At 45.1% G+C, this 18,327-nt stretch carries 11 protein-coding genes and 1 pseudogene; 9 read left to right on the top strand and 3 right to left on the bottom strand.

Features of this window, described 5'->3' with window-relative positions; translation table 11 throughout:
• Positions 1 to 113: 113 nt before the first annotated feature.
• From P0078_RS04180 to P0078_RS04155, 6 genes are all read left to right on the top strand, one after another.
• Positions 114 to 623: an Lrp/AsnC ligand binding domain-containing protein gene (locus P0078_RS04180; protein WP_108732847.1), complete on the top strand. Its 510-nt coding sequence runs from the start codon at positions 114 to 116 to the stop codon at positions 621 to 623.
• 254 nt (positions 624 to 877) lie between these two features.
• Positions 878 to 2,032, top strand: coding sequence for an acyl-CoA dehydrogenase family protein (locus tag P0078_RS04175; protein WP_282933222.1), 1,155 nt, complete (start codon positions 878 to 880; stop codon positions 2,030 to 2,032).
• A gap of 175 nt (positions 2,033 to 2,207) precedes the next feature.
• Positions 2,208 to 4,214, top strand: coding sequence for an alkyl/aryl-sulfatase (locus tag P0078_RS04170; protein ID WP_282933221.1), 2,007 nt, complete (start codon positions 2,208 to 2,210; stop codon positions 4,212 to 4,214).
• Positions 4,215 to 4,282: 68 nt separating this feature from the next.
• Positions 4,283 to 5,509, top strand: a complete 1,227-nt coding sequence (locus P0078_RS04165; protein ID WP_282933220.1) for a phytanoyl-CoA dioxygenase family protein — start codon at positions 4,283 to 4,285, stop codon at positions 5,507 to 5,509.
• A gap of 40 nt (positions 5,510 to 5,549) precedes the next feature.
• The gene (locus P0078_RS04160) at positions 5,550 to 6,776 is read left to right on the top strand and encodes a phytanoyl-CoA dioxygenase family protein (protein ID WP_282933219.1); all 1,227 of its coding nucleotides are present in this window, start codon (positions 5,550 to 5,552) and stop codon (positions 6,774 to 6,776) included.
• Positions 6,777 to 7,266: 490 nt separating this feature from the next.
• Positions 7,267 to 9,234 carry a hypothetical protein gene (locus P0078_RS04155; protein ID WP_282933218.1) on the top strand — a complete coding sequence of 656 codons (1,968 nt, stop codon included), beginning with the start codon at positions 7,267 to 7,269 and terminating at the stop codon, positions 9,232 to 9,234.
• Between the two features lie 169 nt (positions 9,235 to 9,403).
• Here the strand turns inward: P0078_RS04155 and P0078_RS04150 are convergent.
• Positions 9,404 to 9,750, bottom strand: a pseudogene (locus P0078_RS04150) (transposase family protein); the annotation flags it as partial.
• Positions 9,751 to 10,108: 358 nt separating this feature from the next.
• On the opposite strand from P0078_RS04150, the gene P0078_RS04145 reads away from it, so the two are divergent.
• Positions 10,109 to 11,083: a DJ-1/PfpI family protein gene (locus P0078_RS04145; protein WP_282933217.1), complete on the top strand. Its 975-nt coding sequence runs from the start codon at positions 10,109 to 10,111 to the stop codon at positions 11,081 to 11,083.
• 642 nt (positions 11,084 to 11,725) lie between these two features.
• Here the strand turns inward: P0078_RS04145 and P0078_RS04140 are convergent.
• Positions 11,726 to 13,255 (bottom strand): flavin-containing monooxygenase, encoded by a 1,530-nt coding sequence (locus P0078_RS04140; protein WP_282933216.1) that lies wholly within the window; start codon positions 13,253 to 13,255, stop codon positions 11,726 to 11,728.
• Positions 13,256 to 13,450: 195 nt separating this feature from the next.
• Here P0078_RS04140 and P0078_RS04135 point away from each other — a divergent pair, with 195 nt between their 5' ends.
• Positions 13,451 to 14,407 (top strand): AraC family transcriptional regulator, encoded by a 957-nt coding sequence (locus tag P0078_RS04135; RefSeq protein WP_282933215.1) that lies wholly within the window; start codon positions 13,451 to 13,453, stop codon positions 14,405 to 14,407.
• A 22-nt stretch (positions 14,408 to 14,429) separates the two neighbouring features.
• Here P0078_RS04135 and P0078_RS04130 read toward each other — a convergent pair whose 3' ends face one another.
• The gene (locus tag P0078_RS04130; RefSeq protein ID WP_282933214.1) at positions 14,430 to 15,962 is read right to left on the bottom strand and encodes a DUF1254 domain-containing protein; all 1,533 of its coding nucleotides are present in this window, start codon (positions 15,960 to 15,962) and stop codon (positions 14,430 to 14,432) included.
• Between the two features lie 881 nt (positions 15,963 to 16,843).
• On the opposite strand from P0078_RS04130, the gene P0078_RS04125 reads away from it, so the two are divergent.
• Positions 16,844 to 18,319, top strand: coding sequence for a class I adenylate-forming enzyme family protein (locus P0078_RS04125; RefSeq protein ID WP_282933213.1), 1,476 nt, complete (start codon positions 16,844 to 16,846; stop codon positions 18,317 to 18,319).
• Positions 18,320 to 18,327 lie beyond the last annotated feature (8 nt).

The raw sequence follows: 18,327 nt of genomic DNA, 5'->3' as shown, positions 1-18,327 counted from the left end.
CAGAATAAAAAACCGGATTATGTGCGAAAATCGTTAGAATTAATCGCCATAATGTTGCGAGTTGTGGTTAAATATCACGCCTAATTGCGTGATTACCAGTAGGGTATTTTGTAATGTCTCGACAGTTGGAAGATCTTGATCGTATTGATCGCCAAATACTGCGAATTCTGCAACGTCACGGCCGCTTGCCGAATGTGGAATTGGCGCGCAGGGTTAACCTTAGTCCCACCCCTTGCCTGGAGCGAGTCAAGCGGCTCGAAAGGGAAGGATTTATTCGCGACTATGTAGCGCTACTCGACCCGCTCAAAGTTCATGCGGGCCTGGTGGTCTATATCCAGGTGACCCTGAACAATACAGCAACTGAGGCATTGGAAGCCTTTAATGAGCATGTGGCTGGGCTGGAGGAAGTTCAGGAGTGCCATATGGTTGCCGGTGGTTTTGATTATCTGGTGAAAATTCGTATTAAGGATATGCTGGGTTATCGTCGCTTCCTCGGTGAAAAGCTGGCATCCGTACCGGGAGTACGGGAAACCCACACCTATGTGGTGATGGAGGAAGTGAAGACTGATACCGCTGTAGCGGTACCGGACCCAGAACCCAGCGTGAAAGGTTCGCGACGCTAATTGAGCGCAGTCAAATATCCTGTGCGGAGTGAGAGAACTGTAGCGATTTTGCTGGTTGGCTTTTTTGGGAGCCTGGGTAGGAATCTGAATTCTCTCCTCAGGCCTCAATCATAGGGATTGATTGCTGATTTCATGGCTGAACAGGTGGAATTGGCAACCATTGTCGGCGCGGTTTTTATTATGCTCGGCATAGCGATGCGGTACCAAGGTGGGTGCCGTGTGATTTGTCCGTAATAACTATAAGTAGGTACTGTATGGATTTTTCACTGAGCGAAGAACAGCAGATGATTCAGGATGCAGCAAAGCAATTTGCTGACAGTGAACTGAAACCCATTGCTGCCGAACTCGACAAGACCGGTAATAGAGAGCTCTTGTTAGAAAAGCTCAAGCAATTGGCAGAGCTGGGCTTTATGGGAATCAATATTGATCCCAATTACGGCGGTACTGGTGCTGGTACTGTGGCGTTTTCCCTGGCGATTGCTGAACTGGCGAGAGGCTGTGCATCCACAGCAACCACCACCTCGGTAACCAACATGGTGGCTGAGGTTATTCAGGCGGTAGGTTCGGAAGAGCAGCGCCAAAAATACCTCCCTAAGATTTGTAGTGGTGAATACCCGGCAGGTTCTTTCTGCCTCACCGAGCCCGGTTCTGGTTCAGATGCGGCCTCTATGCGCACCCGTGCGGAGAAACAGGGCGACGAATACGTTCTCAATGGCAGTAAGCTCTTTATTAGTAGTGCCGAATTTGCCGGTATTTTTGTTGTTTGGGCGGTGACAGATTCTTCCGCGCCAAAAGGCAAAGGTATTTCCTGCTTCCTGGTTGAAGCCGGCACGCCTGGTTTGGTGATCGGCAAGGCCGAAGAGAAAATGGGGCAGAAGGCCTCTGTTACCAATGAGGTTTCCTTCGACAACTGCCGAATTCCTGCGTCCAATTTACTGGGCGAAGAAAACCGTGGGTTCCGTATTGCTGCGGGTGAACTTGCAGGAGGTCGAATCGGCATTGGTTCCCTGGCGCTGGGTATTGGCTTTGAAGCTTTGGATTGTGCCAGGTCTTATCTGCATGAGCGGGAGCAGTTTGGTAAAAAGCTGGCGGAATTCCAAGGGCTGCAATGGCAGCTTGCCGATAAATATACTGAGATGGAAGGTGCGCGACTCCTATTGTTGCAAGCCGCTTGGCAGAAAGATGCCGGAATGCCGTTTGGCCCTGCCGCTTCAATGGGCAAACTGTTCGCTAGTGAGAAGGCTAACGAGGCATGTTATCTAGCTCTGCAAATGCACGGTGGCGTGGGCTATACCCGTGAATACCCACTCGAACGTATGAGTCGGGATGTGAGAATCACTACAATCTACGAAGGTACCAGTGAGATCCAGCGCCTGATTATTGCCAGGCATTTATTGGATGTCAGATAGTATTTAATGACACATAAGCCGGCGCTCTTCGCCGGCTTTTTTGTTCCTTTCCCCTAAATTTGTCAGATATTCTCCTGATACCGGCATAAATACCCGCCCGCTTAATAGTTTCCTACCTATCCTCTACAAGGGGCTCTGCCGCATCACTTTGCGAATCATGGAAAGGAAACAACTGATGAACGTTAACAAGCTGCCGCTGTTTTCGCTATTTCTAGTATTCCTTGGCTGTTCGCTAACGACCGTAAGTGTCATGGCGCAAGAACCCAATCCTGCCAGTGTCGTCACAATGAAATCAAACCAAGCTGTACTGAAAGAGCTCCCCTTTGCAAATCGAAAGGATTTTGAGGATGTAAAGCGGGGCTTTATTGCTCCTTTGCCAAACAGTGGTGTTATCAAAAACAGCAAAGGCGATACGGTGTGGAACTTGGAGCAATTTCAATTTGCTCGTGATAAAGAGGCTCCTGACACTGCCAACCCCAGCCTGTGGCGGCAACTGCAATTAATTTCGGAAGGTGGTCTTTACGAGGTGATACCGCGAATCTACCAGGTTCGCAGTGCGGACCTCTCCAATATTACTTTTATTGAGGGCGATACCGGGATCATTGTTATGGACCCGCTGATCTCTGCCGAGACGGCTGAAGCAGCGTTGAGTCTCTATCGGCAGCATCGCGGAAACAAGCCTGTCGTTGCTGTGATCTACACTCATAGTCACGTTGACCACTATGGGGGTGTTCGCGGTGTTATCGATGAGGAAGATGTAAAGTCCGGCAAGGTTAAGGTAATAGCCCCACAGGATTTCCTGATTGAAGCTGTTAGTGAAAATGTCTTCGCGGGAAATCATATGGCGCGTCGAGCCAGTTTTATGTACGGGAACCTGATTCCTAAAGATCCTAAAGGTACCTTAGGGGCTGGTCTCGGTCTCGAAACCTCCACTGGCACTATCACACTGATAGAGCCTACAGACCCCATTGTTGAGACCGGACAAACCTTGGAACTGGATGGACTTATCTTTGAATTTCTCTTGGCGCCGGGCTCTGAAGCGCCGGCAGAAATGCACTTCTATATTCCTCAGCTCAAAGCCGTAACCGCAGCGGAGAACGCAACCCACACTTTGCACAACCTCTACACTTTGCGGGGAGCAAAGGTCCGAAATGCTCGCGACTGGTCTCGCTACCTCAATGAAACAGTGCAGCGCTGGGGTGGAAAAGCCGAAGTCCTGTTTGCGCCCCATCACTGGCCAACCTGGGGCCCAGAAAATGTGGTGAATCACCTGAAAAAGCAGCGGGACCTCTACAAGTATCTCAACGATCAAACCCTGCGGTTAGCCAATCACGGATACAACATGGTTCAAACGGCTGAGCTGATGGAGCTGCCCCCAGAGCTCTCACAATATTGGGCTAATCGGGGTTATTACGGCAGTGTAAATCACGATACCCGTGCGGTTTGGAACTACTACTTGGGGTTTTTTGATGGCAATCCCGCTCGTCTATATCCAATGCCACCGACGGCAGCGGGAATAAAGTACGTCGAGTATATGGGCGGGGCAGCCAATATTATCAAGCAGGCAAAGAAAGACTATGAGGCCGGAGAGTACCGCTGGGTTGCGGAGGTGCTAGATAAATTGGTTTCCGCGGAGCCTAATAATCGCGCAGCAAGAGATTTGTTGGCAGATGCATTAGAGCAATTGGGTTATCAGCAGGAAAATGGTACCTGGAGAAATTTCTTCTTAAGTGGTGCCAGGGAGTTGAGGGATGGCATTCAGCGATACCCAGTTCCTCTGACTGCGAGCCCGGACACTATTCGCAGTATGCCGGCTGGTTTGATTTTTGATTACCTGGGAATTCGACTCAACGGCCCAAAGGCAACTGGCAAAAATCTCTCCATCAATATCAATATGCCGGATGTAAAAGAAAAGTATGCGCTTGTTCTTGAGAATGCGGTATTGAACTACGGACCCCCGGTTAAGAATCCAGGCAGTAGTGTCCAGATAAACCGCTCAGATCTTAATGACATCATCTTGGGGAGCGCATCTATCCAGGAGAAGATGGAGGATGGGAAAATCAAAATTGAGGGCGATGCGGGAGAGTTGAAGGCATTACTTTCCTTAATGGACCGGTTTGATTTTTGGTGGAACCTTGTTACGCCTGAACCGATGGACAAGATGGTGCCAAAAGATTTCTGAACTTGGGCTAACTTTGTGATAAGTGGATACCTTCAGTTGTATTGGGAGGCTTAATTAAGGTGGCAGGAATGGCGGAGAAAGGAAAAACGCTTTCTGAGATGTTAAAAGGAATCGGTACACTGGAAGAAAGTGCTGATTTTGATGTTTCTTGGTTTCGAGTAGTACATATTTGTTCTGCAATTGTTGTGCTTATTGCATATCGATTTTTGGTTGCGCCATGGAAAGGTCGGAAAAAGATAGCATTCAATACAGAAATGAAATCGCTTAAGAACTTGCCGCTTCGGTTACCTGATCCAATATTGGGTAGTGAATCTGAAACTAAGTATTTCCTCAATGAGAATGAGTTAGAATTTTTCAAACAGAACGGTTATCTGCCCCCATTTTCCGTAGTTTCTGAACAGGAGGCTGCCGAGTTAAAAGATCTAGCTTTGGATGAGTATGATAAAGATTTCCATGGGATTAGCTTTCTTGGGGATAAAGTTCATGATATTGAATTGAAGCATGGAAATTGGCCGATAGAAGATGCTGGAACTTATCAGGCTTTGCGATTGCCTCAGTTCAGAGAGCTTCTAAGGAAACCGCAAATTGCACATCGACTGGCTAGTTTGTTGGGGGAGGAAGTGATTTGCTGGAGGACACAGTTCTTTCATAAGTTGCCAGATACTGAGCCGACAGTTTGGCATCAAAACGCGACCTTTAGAGAATCTGGAAAATTTGCCAAGCTTCAGCCAACCCTAGACACAGATCCAGCGATGATTCAGTTGAACGCATGGGTGGCGCTTTCCGATTCCACTCGTGAAAATGGCTGCTTGCGATTGCTTCCTGGATCATGTGCCGATGCCCGGATTAGTTTTTTATATGAATATATACAAAACAATAGATACTTCTATTTGTCGCAGCTTCCGCTTTCACTTTCTTATTTATACGCTATAGCAAAAATCGGTTTCTATGGCTCAATCTTTGCTAAGAGTGCGTTGGTTTTTTTTACGGCGGTAGAGATTTTAGGGGAAGATTTTTTTGAAAATTTTGAGGTTCTTGATGTTGAGATGAAAGCGGGGGAATGTCTTATCTTTTCTGCCTTAAATATGCATGCGTCTTACCCGAATATAACTAAAAGTGACTGTCGATTTTCCTTTCTGGGGCGATGTACAACAACTCATGTAAAGGTTTCCCCCTCCGGTAAAGATAGATTTCCTAGTGCTGAGGGGTTGGTTGAGTTTGAATTGCCAGAGGTTAGTTCTTTTCAAATATACGGTGGTGATTCTTATGGGTACAACAAAATATTGCGAAACTAGTGGGTGGTAGTATTCATTACTTAAAAGAGGTGAAAAATTGATGGAAGCTGGCAAAAGTACTTTTTCGGAAATGCTGAAGGGATTTGGCTCTATGGGAGATGCTGCAGATTTTGAAATCTCCAAAGTGCAGGCTTTTCAGGTTCTATTGATGATCACTGTCGTTTTACTTTATAAGTTATTGATCCTCCCATGGCGTGGTTCGAAAAAGAAGCAGATGTTTGATGAGTTGGATAGGCTGAGAAATATGACAGTGTCTATTCCGAGGGAAAATGTCTCCAGAGATGGTGGTAAGGATGAGTTCCTAACAGAAGAGCAAATATGTTACTTTGAAAAAAATGGGTATCTGCCTCCATTTCAGTTAGTTTCTGAAGAGCAGGCAGCAAATTTGCGCAAGGAGGCTGAGAAAGCATTTTCGGAAGATTTTCAAGGGGTAAGCTATGTTGGCAGTAAAGTAAGAGAGATAGAAAAGCGACATGGGCAATGGCAAATTGAAAGTGCAGGTCTTTACCAGGCCCTGAGAATGAAATCTTTTAGGGAGCTACTGAGGAATCCAAAGTTATCGCGAAAGCTTGCCAGTCTATTGGGTGATGAGGTGATGTGTTGGCGATCTCAGTTTTTTGATAAATTTCCTGGTGCTAGCGGTACCATATGGCATCAAAACGCGACTTTTAGGGAAACTGGTAAATATGCGAAATTGCAACCTACAAAAGATACTGATCCTGCGGTAATACAGCTTACTGCCTGGATAGCTCTATCAGAATCCACTATTGAAAACGGCTGTTTGAGATTTTTGCCGGGGTCTTTTAGTGATGCAAGAATGGATTTTCTATATAGCTTTATCCAAGATAATAAATTGTTTTATATTTCCCTGCTTCCTTTTTCATTTCGGTATTTTTTTGATGTTTTTAAGGTGGTTTTATTTGGTCAGATTTTTGCTAAGAGTATATTAGTCTTTCTTACAGCGGCGAAGCTTTTAGGGGAGGATTTTTTTGATAAGTTTAAAGTTAAAGATATGGAGATGAAGCCGGGTGAGTGTATTGTGTTTTCATCTCTAAATATGCATGCATCATATCCAAATACATGCAAAAGTAATTCCCGGTTTTCTTTTGTGGGAAGATGTACGGCAAATCATGTACGGATTGCACCGGGAGGTAAGGATATATACTCAACAGCGGAGGGAATGGTGGAGTATGAACTTCCAGAGGTAGGTAGCTTCCAAGTGTATGGCAGGGATACTTTTGGCTACAACAAGATATTGGAAGATTAACATTCATGCAGTTTTAAAAGGGGTTGCCTTACGGAGTCCTATGTAGTCTGCTATTTATATTGGGTTATAGCGGGCAATAGGGGGAGGGTCCTTACTTGTTACTTTTGCGGAATGAATTTCCGAGTTGTAAATTTTTGAAAAATCAGTTCCTTCGCAAGATATGTTTGCCCATTAGGGGCGGGAAAACGGCTGGCGGCATTTTTGACTGGGTTTGCGTAATGGTTTAGTTTTTTATTTTTATAATGCCTTGTTTGTTTTGCGATTATTTCAGCAGGTTAGTGTTAGGTACCCTATGTTGAATGGTGTTTAATACCTTTTTATCTTTCGATGCCTGGGGCCCATATACTTTATTTTGATTGTGGTCGGTGTTGAATGTCTCATATTCGGCCTTCCTTATTGTGTTCACATTTTATTAAGTTACGCACAGAATTAAATTTTGTTCCGGCTAAAATCCTGTTCATATTTTCATTTCATGACTGCTTCGGAACTTGTGTTTTGGGCAGTACTCAACATCAAAATAAAAAACAAAGCACTTAAGGCGATTATAGACAATTTATTCGGGCAGAAACTATTAGTACTGGCGCTTACTGCAGTACTGGCAGCTTGTGGTGGTGGAGGGGGATCATCAGATTCTGACTCTGAATCAGCACCTGTGGGTGATGGGGGAGATCAGGGGAGTGGGTCAGGAGATAGTGGAAGTAATTCTTCTCTGCCGGATAATGATCCATCGACAGTTATAGTTGGTGATGTGTCACAATCAGAGTTAGGATTTGCGACTATTACTGCTACAGATATCACTTTACCTGATGCGATGGTAAATGCTCAGGAAGTTTATCAATTAGCCCACTACATAGGTCGTACGGACAGTGAGCAGGATGAGGAAAACATTGATATCCCCATCCGAAGCTATACAGCCACCTGTGCCACGGATACTGCTGAACCGAGAATGTTTGTTTCCACTACTCTGTCAGAGGGGCAGAGGGCTTCTGATACAACCTATGGGTCAATTTACGAGCTTAAATATAACCCGGATAGTTTGAGTTTTGAGCAAACGGGTAATGCTACAATACTGAATCAGTGCTATGAGTCACATGGCATAACGGCCAGTGCAGATTGCTCCAGGGTAGCCGTTTTATGTAACACTGAATACAAAGCCAGTGAGCAATATGATATTGAGAAGGATCTGGTCGAAGAGTACGGTACCACTTGGATGAAGATTGAAGACAATCTTTCCAGTGTTGAAGGTACTGATAATGAAGAGAAGTACAATGATCAAATTTGGTTATTAGAGTGGGATGATAAATCAATAACAGAGGTCCCTGATGCCTATGTTGTCAATAAGATGCATGGTGGCACTCATTTGGGGACTCAAGAGCTACTGTATGTAGAGGATGATAGCCAGGGACGTACAAGTTATGCATTTTCCGTAACTGCTCGTGTTCTTGTTAGTGGTTCGCATTATTCGGCAGGGTTAACGGTTATTAATCGAGATGACTGGTCAATGTCTTTCTCCGGTGATGATCATCGGGGTTGGTACTGGGCATGTGGCCATGGCCATGTTTTGAACATTCGAGCCTTTTATAATCCCGGGAATGAGATGTACGGGGCTCTTTGTACTAGTGACGGAAATAAATATTATCCATCCCCGGGCCTGAATGCGATCGCCATTAAAATGGAAGATAGTGGATCTTCTGTTTATGAAGGCACGTACAATCATTTAGTGCCCTCGACAAGTGCAATGATATCCAACGGTGGTGGCCATACAGTTGTCCCGGTTGATGCCGATACAAACCTCTCAGTTATTGTATCTCCGAAGTATATTGAAGATGCGAACATGGATATGTTCTTACAGGACGAGCTGGGCATCGATATTAGTGGTGATGGGCCCTACGATGAGCAATGTGCTGATAATGGCATTCGCAATTGCTTCTTCTCATATATCGATAGTGGTGAATATCCCGTAATCTCCAGGCAGGGTCTCTACTCTGGGGATGCCCTGGATACTACTTCCCTGACACGTGTAGGTGTTGCAAAAGTTGATGGGGAAGGCAGTATTGAAGGTAATGGCATTGAATGGCTGGCAACGGATTCTGACTGCCAAATTAGTGATCCCCAGTTGGTTGATCTGAAAAATGGCCGTTACTTATTTGGTTACGCGCAGTTCCAGTGTATCTCCGATAACCTCCCGTACAATCGCAGTTACAATAAGAGTGGTGATGCCATGCGTATGTTGGTGCCAAAAGCCTACTATGTAATGGAGATTGATGCAGACTTAAATGTACTTGAGGGGCCGGTAAAACTGACTGACTACGGTTGGGGTGGTTTGGATGAGCCTATGTACTTGGGTAATGGTAAAGTTGCCTGGAGCTATATTAAGAATCCTACCCTGGATAATTATATAGGTGGCCAACAAAATGTTTGGCAGGCAATTGTCTATCATTCTGATAGCGTAAATTAATTGTGCTGATTTGGGGTAAGCTTAGGCTTGCCCCAAACTAAATTATACTTATACATTTGTAGTAATTTATTTGTAGTAGTTCATGCTTGATCTGACAGTTACCGGTTTTTGAGGAGGTGCCCTTTCTGGTCAAATTTAGTTTACGAGTATTTCCCTTCAGATCCTTTTATAACTCTTCTATTAATCCATAAATCTTGCGGCGTGATGAAGGTTGGTAGAACTCTTCTAAAATGGTCTTATAAAAGCGCTCACAGGTTTCGTTAGTTTGTGGATGACTGGCTTTTGTCTTGGTTTGTTCTATTTCGATCACACTCAGATCTAACTGGTAGATCATGTATGGCATAAAAGGGTATTACACGGTCATTCATAAGGTCCGTCCATGTAATTGGCCCCAAGTGCCATTAATCACAATTTGAAGTTAGCCAGGTCATGCCGTAACCAGATGCTCCAAACGCCACTAGGGGACACAAATATACCGCGTTTACGCAGTTCATTGGTAACTCGAACCTCTTCATGGGTAGATAGTGGTTGATGCAGATATTTTTATTTGTTTTATTTTGGGTTGTAGATTTATTCGGATATCTCATTGGCTAAACACTCGCTTTGGATAATGTCCTTTGCTGCTGAGATATATAGTGCAGTAGAAAGTATGTAAGCCCAGCTAAATATTATTTTTCGAATAAAGATTTGTCGTGCCCAATCATCGATGTCTGAATTTGTCGACTTTATGTCATTTGCGACCGAATTTACTAGCTTACAATTCTGTCTGTTACCCCTAGAGATACCTTATTTATATGTTTGAGCTTGGCGTGAGGTACCCGCGATAAGCGCTTAAGCATGTATCTGTACTCACCAAAATAAAAAGGAAATAGCCATGCGTTCTTTAATCTGGGCTGGCCTATGCTCGCTACTTTTTAGCAATATGGTCTGGGCCCACTCCACATCTAAAGATGCATTCCATATAGGGATATTGTTGTACGACGGTGCACAAACCATTGATTATGCCGGGCCCTATGAGGTTTTTGGGCAAGCCAATTATCGTTTGACAACGGTTTCGGAAGATGGTGGAGCCATTACTTCAGCCATGGGGCTTAAAGTGGCTCCAGATACCAGCTTTGATCAGGATAATCAATTTGATGCAGTAATTATCCCTGGGGGCAGTATTAATGAAGCAATGGAGAGCCCGGAAGTTTTGCAGTGGATTAAAGAGCAGTCCAAACAGGCTCAGTATGTTCTATCGGTATGTAACGGTGCTTTTATTTTGGCGAGTACCGGACTCCTGGATGGTAAGAAAGCAACCACCATTCGCGGAGCATTTGATTCTTTCGAGAAGAACTTCTCAGATGTTGAATTGGTAAAGAATAAAAAGTTTGTTGATAACGGAAAGTTTATTACTACAGCCGGCCTTTCATCTGGTATAGACGGCGCTTTATATCTGGTAAGCAAGGTTGATACGATTGAAAAAGCCAAAAGTGTCGCAGCGAAGATTGAGTACCTGTGGGTGCCAGAGGGGGGCTATATCCGGGGGATGATGGCGGATAAAATCATGCCAAACCTTGGTGATTTGCCTGAGTCAATTCAGTTTGTTTCTAAGGAGTATAGCTATGGTAGCCTGGAAGAATGGTACACCGCATTTCAGCTTTCCGGTGATGTGGAAACTGTAAAAGCCTGGTTAAGTGAGCAAATGAAAGAAAATCCCGAGTGGAGGAAGGGGCAGGGTAAGTCTATTGACAATAAATGGGTGTATCAGTTTTCTGATGATCGTACTATATTGCAAGTTGACTTCGTTGCTCCCTCTGATATCAATCCTTGGGTGCTTAAGTTCAGCATATTAGATCAAGCGTCATAATTTGGTAGCTTTCGTTAAAGGTGGAGACGATAAAACCTAGAATATAGGAAAAGTATTTGCTTTCTGGTCTTCAGATTGAACATACCGTTTGCACCGCCAGATTGTCATTTTTGAATTACATTGGGAAGGTTCTTCATTCCGGCGATAGCATATTTGATAGGGCTTGGAAATTGACCAGCCTCTTTTAATGTTATTAAAAGTTTGGAAGTTTGTGAACGACGGGTTTTTTCCGCCGGTAACTTGAATTTGACAAATTCTGTCCCAGTTTTCTAATTGTATACTTACAGAAGACGCCATTGAAGCTATTGATAGCGAGGACAAAATTAAAAAAATACTCACAGCTCTCACAGTAAGCCATCCCGTCTGGTGACCTAATATTCGGATTTGCTACCCCAAGATTATATGGTTACGTGAAGCCCGTAACGAATTCCGAGAAGGCATCGGTGGTGGATTAATTAGAGGTGTTTGCTACTTTTTGTGAAGTGCGACTGCTGGGTCAAATAATGTTGATCGCGGTTGTTCACTTTGGAGTTTAAGTCTGGGCTTAGAGCTAGGGATTTTGTGCAGTATCTATATCTGTCTACCTAATGAAAGGTAAAATAGAAGCGAGCCGAGGCTCGCATTCTTAATGCTGCCTGAAATTTAAATACTGCTTACTTCGATAGAGGATGTGTTGTTTTTATCTTTTGCCTTTAGAATTTTCTGGGTGTCAGATTGGTGCGGCACAAAAGTTAAAAATTCATCCTCAATCGCTGAATCAAGGAGTATCTTACAGTCCTCCTCATAGTTATTTAACAGGCGCCATGGATAGCGCTTACCCTGTCTGGGGAGTTCTCCATCTGCCCGTTTTACATAGCCAGAGTCAAGGCTGCTCATTACCGAACCTTGTTCAGAACTGCCTTCGCTATCTATCGCTGTACACACTTGAAAGTTATGTGTGTCCATATACTTGAATAATCGGCAAATATAGCGAGCGGTAATGTCTGCTTTAAGAGTCCAGGGGGCGTTGGTATAGCCGAATACCCATGAGATGTTAGGAACCCCCTCCATTAGCACTGCTTTGTAAGTCAGCTTTTGATTGACTGCTACCGGTGCACCATCAATACAGAGCTTGATACCTCCTAGCACTTGTAACTTTAATCCGGTCGCACTGATAACAATGTCTGCGTCTAATTGTTGCCCTGACGTAAGCAGGATACCCTTATCTGAGAAGGTTTCTATTTCACCGGTGGCAACAGAAGCTTTCCCTGAGCAGATTGAGGAGAACAGATCTCCGTCAGGTACAACGCAGAGACGTTGATCCCAGGGGTTGTAACTGGGATCGAAGTGACTGAGATCGTAATTAGCTGGAAGGCTTTTTCTTACATCTTTTAATAGTAACTTTCTAATAAAGTTAGGCCAGCGCTTAGCAGCTTTAAAAATCCAGCGCTGCAATTTGATATTGCGCCAGCGTCCTAGCCTGTGGACCCAGGGTGCTGGCAGAAATTTTGATAGTACACGAGAGATTTTATCGATAGATGGAACTGAAATGATATAGCTTGGGGAGCGTTGCAACATGGTGACATGTTGGGCGGTGGTTGCGAGCGAGGGGACCAGGGTAACAGCGGTGGCGCCGCTGCCGATCACGATAATACGCTTGCTGCGGTAGTCCAGATTTTCTGGCCACTGTTGGGGGTGAATCAGTTTTCCTTGATAGTGTTCTATACCTGGATATTGCGGCAAGTAGCCCTCTTTATGGTCGTAATACCCAGTACAGGCAATCAGAAAGCTACAGGTATATCTCACTGGGCTGCCAGATTCGGTGTTGTGACCTTCCAGAGTCCAAGCTCGGTCTGTACTGGACCAGTTTGCCGTAGTTAAATTTATTCCAAAGTGAATTCTCTTTTTAACGTCATATTGCTCTGCGGTGGTTTCAATATACTTTTGGATAGATGGGCCATCCGCGAGTATTTTCTCGCCGGACCAGGGCTGGAAGTCATAGCCGAAGCTGTACATATCGGAATCAGATCGAATGCCAGGGTATTTAAATAGGTCCCAAGTGCCGCCCACTTGTGCCCGACGCTCGATAATGGCGAAGCTGCGCCTGGGGCATTCGCGACTTAAATGACAAGCCATTCCTACCCCTGAGAGTCCCGCGCCGATAATTAATACATCGAAATGAGTCGATTTCACAATCCCTATCCCTGCAAATTTCTATGCCTTATAGACTGGGTAGATGTGCCCATGATTTATTGTTAGATTGCGACAAATAATTGTCTTTCCGCGCCACAAAGAAGGGGAGCAAGTTATGGGTAGCCTTGTACGAGTCAGTATTCTTTCCGGTTTCAGTGAATTCCTGGAGCAGCTTGGGGGCAGGGGGAAGCCTTCTTGGCCGAGTTCGGTATGCCTTGTGATATCAGCCCGGCGGATTCCCGCTTGGTATCATTTGTTGAGGTCGCGCGCCTGCTGGAAACTGCAGCATGCCGGTTAGATCGCCCCGATTTGGGGCTGTGCCTCGCATCGCGACAAGGGGTGGACCGCTTGGGTGGGATAGGTGTAGTTGCATGCAACGCGGCCACTCCCCGGAAAGCCTTGCTATCCGTTAGGCGCTTTCTTTCTCTTCATAGTTCATCCCTCAGTATGCAACTGGAGCCATTAAGTGAGGGAGATGTACTACGTATTGTTTTTGATTGGCAGGACCCAGCTCTCAGTAGCTATCGCCAGATCCGGGAGCAGGTGCTGGGAAATACGCTGACGATGATACGGATGTTGGTAGAGACTGAGTGTTGCCCGCAAAACGTACTGCTGCCTCATGGTCCTCAAATGGCAGAGGGTGACTACTGCAATTACTTTGGCTGTGAGGTTCTGTTTAGCTCGGGCTATTGCGCGATGGACTTCCCAGCTGCATTTCTGGATACACCACTGAAGTCTGCCGATCCAGTGGTTGAGCGATTGGCCATTCACCATTTGGAGCAGCAGAGCGCGACGCTGCCGGTTCCTCTAACTGTAGAAATTCGACAATTGCTCAGTGAAATATTGCCCAGCGGCAGATCTCAGCTCGGCACTGTGGCAGGGGCGCTGAAGCTCCACCCCAGAACTTTACAGCGCCGCCTGTCTGCGGAAGGGCTTAGGTTCGAAGAGCTATTGGATAACGTGCGGCGGGATCTGGCGACTCGATACTTATCCGATCCGAATCTGGCCTTGGGGCAGATTACGGGTTTGTTGGGGTACTCCGAGCAGAGTACATTTCAGCGAGCTTGTCGACGTTGGTTTGCGGAGACTCCCCGGAATCACCGCATACGCCTTGCAGGCAGCGCAATTGTGGGGCGGCCAGAATCTCCGTAAAAGCCTGGAGGGGGCAGTTCTTTCAATATTCAGTAGGCTCCACCTCTCCAGGACGCCAGGTTTTCTCCAGCCATGGCCCCAAGGGTCCATACAGTCTCAGGATTACGAAAAAACCTTTGTTAGGTAAGGTCTCCAGCCAGTTTTTCTCAAACCCTTTTGGCGCCTTGGGTCCAAAATAAACGTCATAAGAACCATCGGAATTTTGTCTTATCCCTTTCGACTGGCTGCTTACTGCGGGAAAGGGTTGGCTGGTTTTTAACATTGAGCGCGTTTGGCTGTCGTAGATATTTACTGCCCAAAAGGCATTGACCGGTACATCGGGGGGCAGATGCAATTTGTATTTTCTAGAGCCATCAAAAGGCTCTTTGTTTTCATCGACAAAGGCAATGGCGTAATCAGAACCTTTGCCAGGTTCAATAGCAGTCATTGCTGGGCTGACACCGGTATAGGGATAGAAGTAGCTGACTCGAGCGTCACTATTAATGGTTTTGCCATCGGGGCCATTGAAGAAGATGTTCTTGCCGGGAAACGCCATTACCCAGGCGCTATCTGTGCCTGGGTAGATTTTGATATCGGAGAGGGATTTGTCTGTCCGTGGATACCAAACAATTGAGCGGGCTATACCATTACCAATTGCAACTGCGTCCGTAAGAATTTTGGTCATTCTTTTATCTGGACTGAAGGCTTTCCCTTTTTCAATGCCTATTGAGGCAAAGAGGCCGCGCGTTTCTGGGTTAAGCATACCAACCCACTCGTATTGAACGACTTCATTAAGGTGCTTATAGAATTGATAGTCATTGGGGTGGATGGTGTTGAAGGCCTTTCCAGACGCACTGATAAAGACCATCCTTGGCGGGTTACCTTTTTGAGCCAGGGGGTAGATTCTCAAGTTGTCTTTGATGTTTTGCACGGCCTCCGGCAAAGGCTGGTTACTTGGCGAGCGCATAAACACCCACAGTCGGAAGGAGCGAGGGTAGATGGGAATGTAGCCGAAGGGAATATTGCCTTTATAGTCTGGTGGCAGTAACAGAAACTTTCCCCCGCGCCCCTTATCCGGGCCAGAGGAGCCGATATCTTCAACAAAGCGGAACCAGGCATCATTAAACGCGCCCATAACGTCGGGCGGCGAGTGAAACACAGTTGGTCCGTCTCGTTTTAGATCTAAAAAAGCCAGCGTATAGATAGTCGAAGTATTGCCTGTGAGAAAAAGAGACTCAGAGTTCATTAATCGATCGAAAATTAACACTTCATTGGCAGACTTAGCGCCAAGCTCTCTTCCCCCTTTCATCAGAGCATGTACTGATGCTCCCTGAATTCCCTTGAGGAAACTATCCACCGCACGCATATGATCCAAATAGTCGTAGAGCTTTTCTGCGGTCTGGGGGTAGGGAGCGCCATCGCGGAATTCGAGAGTGCCAATACTACTGTCCACCTTATCTGGAGTACTGATTGATTTCAGAGTCTCTGGATGTAAATCGGCGCAAAGCGGCAGAGAGCTGGTTAACAGAAGAAAAATTCCGACAGACCCAAATGCGTACTGAAGTAATCGAATCAAAATAGCTACCTCTATATGCAAGGCGTGCGTGATACGTAAGTGTGTGGTATTGCTTCCTCTATTGGGGTTATTTCGTGCCAATTTTTTGTGTTAACTGCCGGATTATAAAGATGACTATCCCCAGGCGTAACTTGGGTATCTTTAGCGATAAGTTTGGCTTAATTTTGATCTGATGAGGCCGGTGATTTAAAAGGTCAATTTTATTGTAATTATTAGTCTGTCGTTTTTAGGCTGGCGCCCATGTTTTGTCTGACAGACCTGGATTTAAAGGTTTACTTGAAGTCAGTAATTTCACACCGCTACTGATCTGACTCTCCTGTAACCGAAATTATTACATTAACTTGCATTCAAATATTTATCTGGCTTTCAGTGCCGGTAGCCGATCACTTGTAAAAGAAATCTCTCAAGGTTTCATGGTTCTCAAAAACCACCTTCAGAAATAAGTTTGAGTAATTTTTAATATTTGCCCATCCTATTTTGTGACCATTCGGTTCAAATTTTTTTGGCTTTATAGGGTTTTACTACCAAAAAAATTATTTTCTTTTTTTGGTCATTTGACGGAATTAAATTCTGGATAAATTGGTTTTTCATTGCCTATTTTTTTACTTGGTAGTGGTGCGAGATCGGAAAAAGGGTTTATTAACTTCTTGATTTATTTGTCTTTTGGAATGTTTGTAATGTTTAGTCAGATCGAATAATTTCTAACAGGATGAAACTTTTCATGGATTGATAAAGAGGTTGTCATAAGCTTTACAGAAAATGCTTGTCATTATTGGGTCATCCGATTTATAAAATGATCGTCCCATGTAGCCGGTTTGAATAGTTTTTTTTAGGCTTATTCGGACTAGATCAAAAATCTTAGAATAATAAATGGACTAAAAATGTTTTCTCTTGCCAGCCTGTTCGAGAAAGTTGTGGAAAAATGTTGGCAAGGTCGTCTGGAAAATCTGGATGGCGAGGTTTTGACCGCGGCTCACTGTGAGAATGCGTGGCTCTCACTTACAAATGAAGAAGTTTGTTTCAGTGCTGGCGATCGCATTTTAGTGTGTACTCAGTCTGAAATAGAGGCGGTCGCCATTATGTTGGCGGCGTGGAAGATGGGGTTGGTGGTTGTACCTGCAAAGGGGGATCTGAGCCATTCTTCAATTAAAATGATCGCTTCAGACTGCAATGCCAAGGCGATATGGCGTGCTGGAAAAATTGAGGCCTTGCCCGATTATCAGCAGGAATGCTCAGAGTTTGAAGTGTCTTCTACTCCAGTGGTCACAGGCGTGGATCTGGCTCTGGTGATCTATACCTCAGGAAGTACTGGTAAGCCAAAAGGCATTATGCTTACCCATCAAAATGTTCTGACCTCCTTGGCCTCAATATCCCAATATTTGGGCCTGACAGCACAGGACAGAATTTTGTGCTTATCCCCTTTATCATTTGACTACGGTCTTTATCAGGTACTATTTGCGCTATATAGCAACTGTACAACCATCCTCTACGACAAACCATTTAACCCCATACAAGCCCTTAAAACGATTTCAGAGCGGGATATATCTGTTCTTCCGATCGTGCCAGCAATGGGGGCTGCCCTAGTGAAACTGGTGGGTTTGGTTAAACCTGACCTCAGCAACCTGCGCAGTATCACCAATACTGGGGGCCATTTATCTGAGTACATGATTCGCGCCTGGAAGGAGTACTGCCCAAGTCTAAATGTTTTCTCTATGTATGGTTTGACTGAGTGCAAGCGAGCCTTGTACTTGGAGCCAGAGCTTTGGGAAGAAAAGATGGGTTCAGTTGGCAAGCCGATCCCTGGCCTGGATGCACGTGTATTTATACCTCACTCAGAGGTCAGTAAATTTAGAGAAGCAAAAGCTGATGAGGTAGGTGAGCTTTATGTTCGTGGGACGGCAGTGATGCAAGGCTACTATAACCCCGCCGCTCAAGGTGGTGCAGAAATCTTTTCGGGCAGATATCGAGACGACAATTGGTTGGCGACGGGAGACCTTTTTACCCGTGATCAGGATGGCTTTTTCTATTTTAAAGGGCGTTCAAAAGACTTAATAAAACAAGGCGGATTTTGCCTGTTTCCAAAGGACTTGGAAAATCATATAGATATGTGCCCATTGGTGCATATCAATGCAGTCATCGGCACCAAAGATAAACTCGAAAATGAAGTGGCTACTTGTGTTGTGGAGCTTCATGAGAATATCGCTGACAATCAGAAGCAGTTTCGCACTTGGCTGAAAGCGAACATAGATACTGACTACATGCCAAGAGATATCAGGTTTGTTGATGGAATTCAATTAACCGCTAATAGCAAGGTCGATAGGAAGCGCTTAGAACAGGATTTACAAGTCCATGCCTAATGATCTGA

The organism is Microbulbifer sp. VAAF005, from assembly GCF_030012985.1.
Lineage (GTDB): Bacteria > Pseudomonadota > Gammaproteobacteria > Pseudomonadales > Cellvibrionaceae > Microbulbifer.
This window is presented reverse-complemented; position numbering and strand designations above follow the sequence as displayed.